The organism is Sulfurovum sp. (assembly GCA_026990595.1).
In the GTDB taxonomy this organism is placed as follows: Bacteria; Campylobacterota; Campylobacteria; order Campylobacterales; family Sulfurovaceae; genus Sulfurovum.
Window position 1 is genome coordinate 15,227 of the sequence record JALXCZ010000008.1, and the last position, 11,326, is coordinate 26,552.

Consider the following 11,326-nt stretch of genomic DNA (forward strand, 5'->3'; position numbering starts at 1 on the left):
TAAGACAATTGGGCTTAATATAAAAAAAGAGAGAAGAAAGGATTGTCACAGTTGCAGCTATCTCAAATGATAGGACATAAATCTCTCACTATTATTTCAAGGGCTGAGATTTTTTATAGAGGGCAACACTTTAATATCGAGCATCTTGTAAAAATTGCATTTGTTTTAAATATTGATATTGAAGTACTTCTACCTAATATTATTTTAGACGATATTAATCATCATCTTTCCAACCTATTTTTCCTCTTTCCCCAATCAGGCATAAAGAGGTTCAAATAATTATAGAACTTGGCACTATGATCCGCATAAACCAAATGAGCCAACTCATGAAACACTACATACTCTATACATTCCGTAGGCTTCTCAATCAGTTTTAGATTCAGATTGATATAGCCTTTACTTGGATTACAGCTTCCCCATCTGGTTTTCATTTCTCGTATGCGTACCGTTTCTATCTCTTGTTTAACTATGGGTTTGTATTTTTCTATAGCTTTTTGAAAGTGTATCTTTGCCTTTTGGGTGTACCAAGCTTTTATGAGTCTCTGCTTCTTCTCATAGTTTGAAGTATTCTTCACAAAAACCTGCAAGTAACCTTTTTGAAGCTTCACGCCCTCTTCTTTACTCTCTATTACTTTCAGACGATAGTTTCGCCCCAAATAACGAAAGTTCTCTCCACTTACATACTCTTTGACATGCACCTCTCTATGAGCATCAAAAAAAGCAATCTTCTTATCTATCCAGTCAGCTCTTTTTTTAAGTACGTACTCTATATCTCTTTCGTTACTATCAGTAGGAGCTGTAAGTATTACCTCTCCACTTGGTTTGACTTTGAGGTTGATGTGTTTGACATCTTTTTTAATTATATGTACATTCATCAGTAGTTATTTATACCTATTTGCTGTATGGTTGCCAGTAGTTCATCGGTGTTTGTAAACTTCAGACCATACTTATCTTCCATCTCCCAAAAAAGATCATCTATCTGCCCTTCTATCTTGTTACGCATATCAGAGTTATTTTTCCAGTCAGGCTTCTTCGATGCCTCTTGAAATATCTCTACTATCTTCATTACCGTTTGTGTGAGCAGATCTTCTTCTGCTTTACTTCTATACCCTAGAGGTGCTTCTGCCACCAAGATACGCTCATCCACATTGTTCATCGCTTCACCAAAACGCTCTTCCAAGTTATCATAAAATGCTCTTGCATGGATATTGTGCTTAATACTCTCTGGATAATTAGATTCTTCCTCCACTTCATCTTTAAGAAGTAAGTCTCTTATCTCTTTCGCGTGCTTGAGCTTCTCCTCTTCCGTCAGTCGTTTCTCTCTATACTCTTCTATAATCTCTGCAATGCGTTTAGAGAGCTTATCATAGTACGCAGGGTTACTCTCACGCTTTTCGGTGATGACTGCTGTTGTGGCATTCAGTATGCTGTCTGCTCTGGCATTGTCACCCACCACTCTTTCTAATTCTTTTTCAAACTCTTCATCAAAGATGTTTACCAGTTTCGTCAACTGATTCACTTCATCCGCAGAGATGAACGTATCAAGTAATTTTTGCATCTGCTTCTCGTACTTCCCAAAATCTACTTGTTCATGGTAACGTATGCGTATCGCTTTACGCAACTCTGCATAGAACTTCATCTTCTCTTTATAGTTTGCTATTTCTTTATCGCTAAAGACTTCACTTATCTTGTCACTAGAGAGTGCTAGCTTTAATGCTCTGGCATAATGCGAGAGATACTCATAAAAGAGTTTTCGTTTCTCTTCGTCTGCCAAGTAGACTTCATAGCTCTCTTGGTCTTGCTTATTCTTCACCTCTTTAAACAGCTCTTCCAAATACTCATAATAGGTCTTAACCCTAGCTATCTCTTCTTTTATGTCAAACACTGCCCCTGCAATATCCTCTTCATCAAAGTCAGCCAATCCAGAGTAGTCGTTAAGTGCTTTATCCAAATCACCTAGCAATCCACGGTAATCTACTATGAATCCAAAGTCTTTCCCCTCATATAGACGGTTTACCCTTGCTATGGCTTGCAAGAGGTTATGCTCTTTAAGCAGTTTGTCTATGTAAAGTACCGCAGCTCTTGGGGCATCAAATCCTGTAAGGAGTTTGTCTACCACGATGAGAAGTTCTATCTCTTCACCATTAATAAACTCATCTTTGACTTTATCTAAGTACTTCTCTTCATCCCCATACTTCTTCATCACTCTTGACCACTCTTCTTGGATAAATGCTTTATTTTCATCATCCACCTCAGAGTGTCCTTCTCTACTGTCAGGTGCAGAGATGACAAATGCCGTGCGTATGTCTCCCATCTCTTCAAAAAGTTTATGGTACTTGATGGCTTCATACTTAGAACTCGTAGCAAGCATGGCTTTAAAGTCTGTACCTTGCAGGCGTTTGCGTACATCTTCGTTGATGTCTAGCATGATCATCTCAAGCCGTCTCTCACTAGAAGCCACTTTTTGAAACCTCGCCCACTTCTTTTTGAGGTCAAGCACTTGCTCTTCTTCTAGGTGTCTGGCTATCTGCTCAAAGCGTCTGTCTAGTCCTTTTTCATCGTTCACCCATTGGTCTACCAGTCGTCCTTCATAAAGTAGTGGCAGTACAGCTTTGTCTTCCACTGCTTGGTTGATGGTATAACGGTGTATCTCTCCACCAAACTTAGCAAAAGAGTTCTTCTCTCTTCTCATCAAAGGTGTCCCTGTAAACCCAAGGTAACACGCTTCGGGGAAGACTTTTTTCATAGCCTTATGCATATCTCCACCCTGTGTACGGTGTGACTCATCTACAAGTATAAACGTATTTGGGTCATCAAATGTGACGTTCTCATTTTTAACCTTCTCAAACTTATGTATGAGTGTGGTAATGACAGACTTTCCTGACCGCAACAACGCTACCAAGTCTTTACCAGACCTTGCCCTTACAGCTTTAACTTCGGAGTTATTAAAAGTATCGTGTATCTGCTTATCTAAGTCTTTTCTATCGGTAACGATGATGACTTTAGATCCGACTATGCTTCGCTTGATAACCTTTGCCAACATCACCATAGTTAGTGACTTGCCAGACCCCTGTGTATGCCAGATGAGTCCACCTTGTCGTCTGCCTGTGTTATCAAGCTTCCCTATACGCTCCATGATGCTCTCTATGGCAAAATACTGCTGATACCGTGCTATCTTTTTCACCTTGCCATCAAAGATAATAAACGAATGCAACAACTCCACCATGCGGTGCTTCTCAAAGAGTGCATAAACAGTTTTATCTAACGGTGAAGGTGTACGGTCTTTCACTACAGTACTCAAATCTATATCTTTCTCTTTCCATACTGCATAAAACTTTTTCGGTGTCCCTGTTGTTCCATACTGTGGAGAGTGGTTATTCCCTGCGAGTGTCATCTGTACATACTTAAAAAGGTTGGGTATCTCATGGGTATCTTGGTTACGCAACATCTGAGAGATACCCTCTTCTGTGCCTCTACTAGAACGTTTTAGCTCTATCACCCCAAAGGGTATACCGTTTATAAACAATACAAGGTCAGGTCGCCTACTCTTCGTCTGCTCCTGCTGTGTCACCCTGTCTACTACAAACTCTTCTGTGACATGAAAAACATTGTTTTCAGGGTTTTTGTAGTCTATGTAGTGCAGAGAAAAGCTTTTTTTCACTCCATCTATCAGCTCTTCGCTGTATGAGTTACCGAGCAGGAGTTGGTCACTTATCTTCTGATTGGCAGTCATAAGCCCTTCATTGAGCAAAACATCCAAGTCGTCTATAGCTCTGGCTATATTTTTCGCAGAAAATGGGTACTGTGTTCCTTTGTACTCAAAGCCATTAAGCTCTTGGAGTTGTTTGAGCAAAATATCTTTGAGAACTACTTGCCCTGTGCTACTTCTATGCTGTGCTATCTCCTCTGGAGAGATGTAGGTGTAGCCCATATTTTTTAGGAGGTCAATAGTGTTATTTTGGATTTGGGTTTCGTTTGTGTTTGGGGTCATTTTCCCTCCCTATTTGTTTTCATGTTCTTCATCATAATCTAACTACATTTAAAATTTTAGTTACAGTCAATATTGAGTATTTGTGGCTTTCCAGAAGTTTTGACTTTACTCACTTTTATATTCCTTAGCCAAAGAAACCAAGTCAAGCATACTTCCTTTCATAGAGTTTTTTATTGGATAAGTTGAATAAACTGCATTAATAAATTGACTCCATGATAAATTTTGTGTAACTTCTATTACAAGATCAATTATATTTTTTTCATCTGGATTAGGTTCATTAAAATTGTTCTCTATTACTCTAATAATATTTTTTTCACTACCATAATAATTTTGAGTAGTCTCAATTTTAAAACGAGGGTCAACCATCACCATGAGTTCTATCTCACTAACATATGGTCCATAATTATTAAAAAACCATTCTATATCCGTAATTTGTTTTTCCCTATCTATTGAAGATTTCCAATCAATTAAATAGATAATTTTATTTAGTCTAGCTTTTGATAAATCATCTTTTTTAGAATAGTGTTTTACAATATATCCTATTAAATCATCTATTTGCATCAAAAACCTCCTATTGTATTATCTTGACTTCTAATATTATTTGGATCAACCTTCATTGAATTAATCAAAATATTAATATCTTTTGTTTGTTCTATGAATTGACTCCTAACATCTTTTGTTCTAAAAGTTTTTTCTTTCATAGATTGATACACAACAACACCTATCTTATTCATATGTTTATCATCCCATAAAGGTACACCAAACATTGACTTGCTTTGCATTTTTCTTTTTCCTAGAAAACCATTATGAATTTCTGGTGCCTTTTTATGATGGGTTTCATCATTAAGTACTTGAAATACATATTCTTTTTGGTTATCAATTATATATCTTCCTTCTTGATTGTATTTTGGAGCAGAAGCATATCTTCCAACAGAAAAGAACTTATTCAATGTAGAAGAATACAAAAAAACTGTTACCCTAAAATCTTCATTTAATCCTAATGATTCAAATATTTCTTTAAGTTTTTCATCTATTCCTGAACTTAGAAATCCTCTATATTGTTTAATTGCTTCAATTAATTTCTTATTGTCACCCTTTAATTTAAAATTATGATACTCAATAATATACCTTACAATAATAGCTAAAAATAAAATTACAATCAAAGCCGGTCTAATTATCGTAATATTAGATTTTATAAATTCATAATTATAAACAAAACTATCACTAGGTAACGCAAATAATATGGGTATTGTTAAAAGTAACACCTCACAAAGTATTTTTATAAAATTAATCATTTTTCTCCTTAATATCAATAACTCTAATTAAACTTATTATAGTATCATTCTTCTAATGGATCCCGATATCACCCGAAGATATAAGTAGGGCTTGCCTCTCAACGATGCTGGTCGGGATACTGACTTGTTCATCTTTTACTCGCTGACTTTTTCTTTGTAGCATCAATAACAACAATATCAGGTAACTTGTTCTCTAAAGTTTCATTTTCACTCTTATACTTGAAAGCTTTTTCTATTTTTGCGTCATCTTTTTCATATAGCTGTACAATAACAAATTTACTTTGATTGGTTTTTTCTGCTTTATTGTATATTGCAAGCTGTGATTTATATCCATGTAAAAGCTTTGTATTAGTTGAGAGCTTCATCTCTATATTTATTTTGTCTTTAAACCCTTTTCCAATTTTAAAATCAATTGGTCCATTGCCAGAATCTACCTCTGGACTAATATCCAAATCGTTTGCTTCACAATATGAGTGTGAAATAGCAAAAAATAGCATTTGTGCAAAACTTTCTTTTTTATGAGTACCATCATTGTTGTGAAAAAATTTCCACAATCCATTATTCTCAATTAAATCTTGGTATTTCTCACAAATTTTATTCACTATCTCAATGGGTTTTTCTTTTTTTAGAGCAAGAGGGAAATTTTGAACTACATCAAAAGCTATTTCTTTCCAAATAAAGTCACCTTTAGGATCATTATCAAAATCATATACTATTCCTTTATTTTTATAAGCATCAATGGTTGCATTTAGAATAGTAGGATTGTTCAAAATGAAATTCTTTAAATTTCTTTTTATCAAAGATCTTGTTTTTTTATCAAAGATATCCCCTATGATTTCATTCACCTTATCTCTCAATGCATTATTATGTGAACATACACGATCTATGTCATCACTATCAAATGCAACAGGCAAATCAGTTAAAATTGATCTTGGACAAAAAATGATTGGTTCATTATGTGGATTAAAAGGTAGATAATAAGACTTTCCATTAAAATTAAAATATTTTGTTTTGATTTTTAAACTTTTTGATACACTTTGTGTATAAAGTAAAAAATCTTCCCTAAGTATTGCAATTGTCATATCACTGATTCTGTCTGCTCCGATACCCTCTTCCAATAACCCAATCAGCTGAAAGATTTCCGGGTCTTTAATCCCTGCCTTGACTAGCTGATATGCAGTTTGTGTCAATTGATTCGCAAACTTTTTACCAATACCTGAACCATTCTTTCCACTTTTTGAATACCCTAAGCCAATATGACCGACTTCATGAAATTGAAACATTTTTTCTGCTTTTTTATAAAAGATGTCGTTACCCGTAGAATGCTCTAAAAGTTTAATAATATCAGCAAAATATTTTTTATACTTAGTATATGATCCTTTAAAATCACTAATTGCAATATGCTCAAGTTTATACGGCAAAATATAATAGAGTGCATCTCTGTTTACAAAACCGTTAAATACATCAAATTTTTTCAAATCTGATGATTTTACTCCAAAATATTCGCTATAAAGTTGGTCTTTCATACTCTCACCCTCACTTCCCCAGTCAAAAGCTTCTGCATCAACCCACGCTTCTGCTCTTTGAGTGCTTCAAGTTCCTCTTTGAGTAGCTCTATCTCTTTGTCTGCTGTACTTAGGACTTGGGCTATTTTTTGTTGTTCTTGTTTTGATGGGAGTTTTGTTTTTATTTTCATGACTTGTAGTTTTGATAGATTAAATCTTGTACTGCCTTGAGCCAATCTACTAATTTTATCTCTCATATAATAACTTCTAAAATAAAATCTAGCAAAGTAAGGATCAATTTCTTCAAGATTATACGGTCTAAAACCAAAACAAAAACTATTTAGAAATAAATTATCAATCTCATCCAATAATACAGATGACATACCTACTTCTTCAGGTGTTTCTGAAGAAGTTGTAAAAAGAATATCTCCATACTGAACTTTATTTTGTTTTTCATTAGCATTAACAATCACCCTCTCAAAAATATCTATATTAATTTTAGAATTATCAAAAATATTTTTATATGTAATATATTTAGCATTTCCTTGTCCAAAATCTTCAGCTTTCTTTTTACTTAAACCACCATAAGTCTTACCAATATCGCCCAACCTAACCTCTTCCCACTCCCCCTCAAACCCCTCAAACCGAACCTCTCCACTCAAAAGCTTCTGCATCAACCCTTTTTTGAGTTGCTCTTTCTCTTCAATAAGTGCCTCTTGTTTGCTAATAGCATCATCCCAAGTAGTGAGGATTTGGGCTATTTTTTGTTGTTCTTTTAGGGGTGGTATTACAATAGGTATCGTTTTTAAATCATTTAATCCAATTCTTTGTCTTGTACTTCCTGTACTTCTTGCTATTGCAATTTGTCGAAATTGCTTATAGTTAATTGATTCTAAAATAAATTTATTATCATATTTATTTTTATCTATATGTAATCGAATCCCATCAGAACCCATCAAAAATTTATTCTCAAAACTAGGAATAATACAAGCTCTAGCAACTGGTTCTGCCATTTTTGCCAAAATAATATCATTTGGATAAATGAGACAACTCTTTAATTCTGTTGCTTTTTCTTCACTTGTATAAATAAAATCTTTATTTATAAATGAACCATCACCTATATTTTGAAGTTGAATAATACGTACACCTGTTTTAGTATAATGCTCACTTTTTAAGTTAGAACCAAATGGACCTCCAGTAATAGAATGACTAACATCAGTATCGCGTAAATCATTAAATGTTACAACCTCCCACTCCTCAGGAATCACCCCAACTTTAGTCTGCTTATATCCCTCTTGTATGCTACTCATGCTTAGCCTCTATCGCTTTGATAGCTTTCTCAAAATCCTCTTCGGCTTTGCTTTTTTGTTCTATCAAAATAGCTTTATATTTGCCATACTCTTCATTGGCTTTTTTCAGAGCTTGCGTATGCGATATTTTCCCTCTATGTTGCAAAATTTCAAAATCTGACAAGTTTAAAAAGTCATCAAGCTTCTTTATCCAGTCTTGCATCTTCATAGGTTTTCTCTTCTTTGCTTGAAGTTCAGCAAACTCTAAATAGCTAGTCACCAAACGGTTAAGCGTATCTAGTTCATCATCATTGAGATAGTTTTTTGCTATGGCAGCTTCTTTTTTGGTTGGTCTGGCACCGCTAAAATTGGTCATACCTACATTTGGTTTGCTACCATCTACCCTGGCATACACTATCTCGGCTGCTGTTTTTCCATGCGTGGCAAAGTGCATTTTGTTTTGTATAGTCTTAAAAAAAGTTTGAGACATCTCATCACTTGGATCATAGTCCACACTTGTAGCATAGATATCGAGTACTTTTTTCCAAAAAAGCTTTTCACTGCTCCGTATATCTCTAATGCGTTCCAAGAGTTCATCAAAATAGCTGTTTTTTGCCTCTTTGAGTCTCTCATCATCCATTACAAAACCTTTGATAAGATACTCTTTGAGCTGTTGTGTCGCCCACTGACGAAAGCGTGTGGCTATTTTGGACTTGACTCTGTACCCTATAGAGATAATCATGTCAAGATTATAGTGTTCTATCTCTCTCTTGACTTTTCTACTTCCCTCTTGTTGAACTGTCAAGAAATTCTTGACAGTTGAACTTGGATTCAACTCACCCTCTTCAAAAATGTTTTGAACATGCAAACTAATATTTTGTTTTGTTACACCAAAAAGCTCGGCAAGCTGTTTCTGAGAGAGCCACAAAGTTTCATCTTGGAGTGTTACTTCAAGCGTGGCTACACCCTCTTCATCTTGATAAATTACAATATCACTCATAACCCAAGCTCCTCAAGGTAACTTTGCATCTGCTTTTTCACCTCTGATAGTTCCTTTTCTATCTTGACTATATTTTGCTTGGTCGCCTCTATATCTACAGGCTCTTCCTCTTCAAAAGTATCAACATAACGTGGGATGTTCAGGTTATAGTCATTCTCCTGTATTTCCTCAAGAGGTGCTACATGAGCGTACTTTTCTATCTCTTTTCTATTCTTGTATGTGTCGAGTATCTTGGCAATATGTTCATCATCGATACTATTTTGATTTTTATCCTTGTTAAACTCACGACTTGCATCTATAAAAAGTACATCCGTAGTCGTTCTACCTTTTTTGAAAAGAAGTATCGTAGCAGGTATGCCTGTACCAAAGAAGAGGTTTGCAGGGAGTCCTATGACAGCATCTAGAAGATTCTCATCAATGATGGCTTTACGTATCTTACCTTCACTCGCACCTCTAAAGAGTACTCCATGAGGTAAGACCACTCCCATACGCCCCTCGGCATTGAGACTCGCTAACATATGTTCTACAAAAGCATAGTCCCCCTTACTCTTAGGAGGCAAGCCATACCCAAAACGCCCATACTTGTCATCTGCCAAATCTTCTGCACCCCATTTGTCTAGTGAAAAAGGAGGATTTGCGACCACCACATCAAACTTCATGAGGTGGTCATGCTCTTTGTGGAGTGGATTACGTAGGGTATCACCCCATGCGATGTTGGCATCGTTTATCTCATGGAGAAACATATTCATCTTACACAGAGCATGAGTTTGACCGTTTTTCTCTTGTCCGTAGATGGCAAAGTTTTCATTGCCCACCTCTTTACTCGCTTTGATGAGCAAAGACCCCGAACCACAAGTCGGATCATAAATACGATCTCCTTCTTGGGCTTCAACAAGTTTCGAGAGCAATGTAGAAACAGAGCTAGGGGTAAAAAACTCACCACCTTTCTTCCCTGCATCACTCGCAAAATGAGAGATGAGATACTCATAGGCATCTCCTATGACATCATTACCCTTTAACATGGACGGACGAAGATCAAGCTTCTCGTTGGCAAAGTCTTCCAGGAGATTCCTTAAGATACTGTTACGCTCTTTGGTATTGCCCAGTTTACTCTCAGAGTTAAAGTCCACATTACGGAAGATGCCTTCAAGCTTCTCTTTGTTGTCCTCTTCTATACGCTCTAGGGCTTTGTTGATAACCTCCCCCACATTTGCAGCTTCTTTATGTTTGAGCAAGTAGTCAAATGTACACATTTCATCAAGTACAAACTTCTCACGTTTCAAACTCTTGGCAATACGTTCTTCATTGCCCTTGTATTTCTCATGCAACTCTTCAAGCTTCTCTTTATAAAAGTCAGACAAATACTTCACAAAGAGCATTGTAAGGACATAATCTTTGTACTCATTACTGTCCATCGTACCCCTAAAAGTATCGCACGCTCTCCATACAATGTTGTTAATGGTCTCTTGTGTTGTTTTTTGCATTATTTCTCTTCCTTGTTTTGTTGTATTATGGTATCTAAGATTGTCTGTGAAAGTTGTTTTTTTTCATCTATAAGTTTTTGAAGCAAGTCTTGTTCTTTTTGGGCTAAGTCCAAAAGAGATACAAGCCTTTTTTGTTTAGTAATTGAAGGAGCTACAAGTTCGAGTGTCTCGATATCACCCGTTTTTATCATAGGAATTGATGTACCTTTGATTTCTTTTGAAAGTACACGTTTTACATGCCTAGTATTAAGATAGTAAGCTAGATAACTAGGGTCTATAGATGAATCATTTACACGAACCACTGCTAAAAGTGAGGGTATAAGTAGACCTTCTGTTTCTCTCGTAATATATACCGCACTCATAGGAGCACGCAAACGAACAAGAACATCACCTTCTTTTGTAAAATACTTATCTTCTATAGGTCTCTTTGATTCAAATACTTCTACTTTATTTTTATCCAAAAAGATACTTGGTGTAAAACAACGAAGCCCTATTTGTTTGTATGAATACATCTCTTTCGATTTAGATGTAAATTTATATCTATTGAGTACTAATCCTGTACGAATAGAAGAAATATCTTGAAGTTTTCTCTTCACTTTTTTCCTTTAAGGTTGTCTAAGTTAGGATAGTACACTAATATTCTATGAAAGTCAAGTTTTTTATGTATTATTTATAGTATAGACACTAGTTTATAAGGTTGATTAATTATATGTATCACGTTAGAAATGGAAGAAAAAAGCATAGAAATGGGAACATTACTCA

General features: G+C 35.5%; 9 protein-coding genes and 1 pseudogene. 1 reads left to right on the forward strand and 9 read right to left on the reverse strand.

Translation table 11 applies throughout. From position 1 onward, the window contains the following. Window positions 1-33: 33 nt before the first annotated feature. A pseudogene (locus MVE01_RS02360) lies at window positions 34-279 on the forward strand (hypothetical protein); the annotation flags it as partial. Here the strand turns inward: MVE01_RS02360 and MVE01_RS02365 are convergent. The 9 genes from MVE01_RS02365 to MVE01_RS02405 form a co-directional block, all read right to left on the reverse strand. Further along, window positions 222-875 (reverse strand): M48 family metallopeptidase, encoded by a 654-nt coding sequence (locus tag MVE01_RS02365; RefSeq protein ID WP_472560557.1) that lies wholly within the window; start codon window positions 873-875, stop codon window positions 222-224. The pseudogene MVE01_RS02360 and the gene MVE01_RS02365 overlap by 58 nt on opposite strands. Continuing rightward, window positions 875-3,991 carry a type I restriction endonuclease subunit R gene (locus tag MVE01_RS02370; RefSeq protein WP_472560558.1) on the reverse strand — a complete coding sequence of 1,039 codons (3,117 nt, stop codon included), beginning with the start codon at window positions 3,989-3,991 and terminating at the stop codon, window positions 875-877. The genes MVE01_RS02365 and MVE01_RS02370 overlap by 1 nt, the downstream gene beginning before the upstream one ends. 105 nt (window positions 3,992-4,096) lie before the next feature. Beyond that, window positions 4,097-4,552, reverse strand: a complete 456-nt coding sequence (locus MVE01_RS02375; RefSeq protein WP_472560559.1) for a Panacea domain-containing protein — start codon at window positions 4,550-4,552, stop codon at window positions 4,097-4,099. After that, a complete protein-coding gene (locus MVE01_RS02380; protein WP_472560560.1) occupies window positions 4,552-5,286 on the reverse strand; it encodes a hypothetical protein in 735 nt (244 codons plus the stop codon). Before MVE01_RS02380 ends, MVE01_RS02375 begins: the two co-directional genes overlap by 1 nt. A 128-nt stretch (window positions 5,287-5,414) precedes the next feature. Continuing rightward, window positions 5,415-6,812, reverse strand: a complete 1,398-nt coding sequence (locus tag MVE01_RS02385; protein ID WP_472560561.1) for a hypothetical protein — start codon at window positions 6,810-6,812, stop codon at window positions 5,415-5,417. Next, on the reverse strand, window positions 6,809-8,101 hold the full coding sequence (locus tag MVE01_RS02390; RefSeq protein WP_472560562.1) for a restriction endonuclease subunit S: 1,293 nt from the start codon (window positions 8,099-8,101) through the stop codon (window positions 6,809-6,811). The genes MVE01_RS02385 and MVE01_RS02390 overlap by 4 nt, the downstream gene beginning before the upstream one ends. Next, window positions 8,094-9,080, reverse strand: coding sequence for a virulence RhuM family protein (locus MVE01_RS02395; RefSeq protein WP_472560563.1), 987 nt, complete (start codon window positions 9,078-9,080; stop codon window positions 8,094-8,096). The genes MVE01_RS02390 and MVE01_RS02395 overlap by 8 nt, the downstream gene beginning before the upstream one ends. Continuing rightward, window positions 9,077-10,564 (reverse strand): type I restriction-modification system subunit M, encoded by a 1,488-nt coding sequence (locus tag MVE01_RS02400; protein ID WP_472560564.1) that lies wholly within the window; start codon window positions 10,562-10,564, stop codon window positions 9,077-9,079. The genes MVE01_RS02395 and MVE01_RS02400 overlap by 4 nt, the downstream gene beginning before the upstream one ends. Then, a complete protein-coding gene (locus MVE01_RS02405; RefSeq protein WP_472560565.1) occupies window positions 10,564-11,160 on the reverse strand; it encodes a restriction endonuclease subunit S in 597 nt (198 codons plus the stop codon). Before MVE01_RS02405 ends, MVE01_RS02400 begins: the two co-directional genes overlap by 1 nt. Window positions 11,161-11,326 lie beyond the last annotated feature (166 nt).

Excerpts from the sequence above, each read along its gene's own strand:
- MVE01_RS02365 (WP_472560557.1), bottom strand. The coding sequence starts at position 875 with ATGAATGTACATATAATTAAAAAAGATGTCAAACACATCAACCTCAAA.
- MVE01_RS02370 (WP_472560558.1), bottom strand. The coding sequence starts at position 3,991 with ATGACCCCAAACACAAACGAAACCCAAATCCAAAATAACACTATTGAC.
- MVE01_RS02375 (WP_472560559.1), bottom strand. The coding sequence starts at position 4,552 with ATGCAAATAGATGATTTAATAGGATATATTGTAAAACACTATTCTAAA.
- MVE01_RS02380 (WP_472560560.1), bottom strand. The coding sequence starts at position 5,286 with ATGATTAATTTTATAAAAATACTTTGTGAGGTGTTACTTTTAACAATA.
- MVE01_RS02385 (WP_472560561.1), bottom strand. The coding sequence starts at position 6,812 with ATGAAAGACCAACTTTATAGCGAATATTTTGGAGTAAAATCATCAGAT.
- MVE01_RS02390 (WP_472560562.1), bottom strand. The coding sequence starts at position 8,101 with ATGAGTAGCATACAAGAGGGATATAAGCAGACTAAAGTTGGGGTGATT.
- MVE01_RS02395 (WP_472560563.1), bottom strand. The coding sequence starts at position 9,080 with ATGAGTGATATTGTAATTTATCAAGATGAAGAGGGTGTAGCCACGCTT.
- MVE01_RS02400 (WP_472560564.1), bottom strand. The coding sequence starts at position 10,564 with ATGCAAAAAACAACACAAGAGACCATTAACAACATTGTATGGAGAGCG.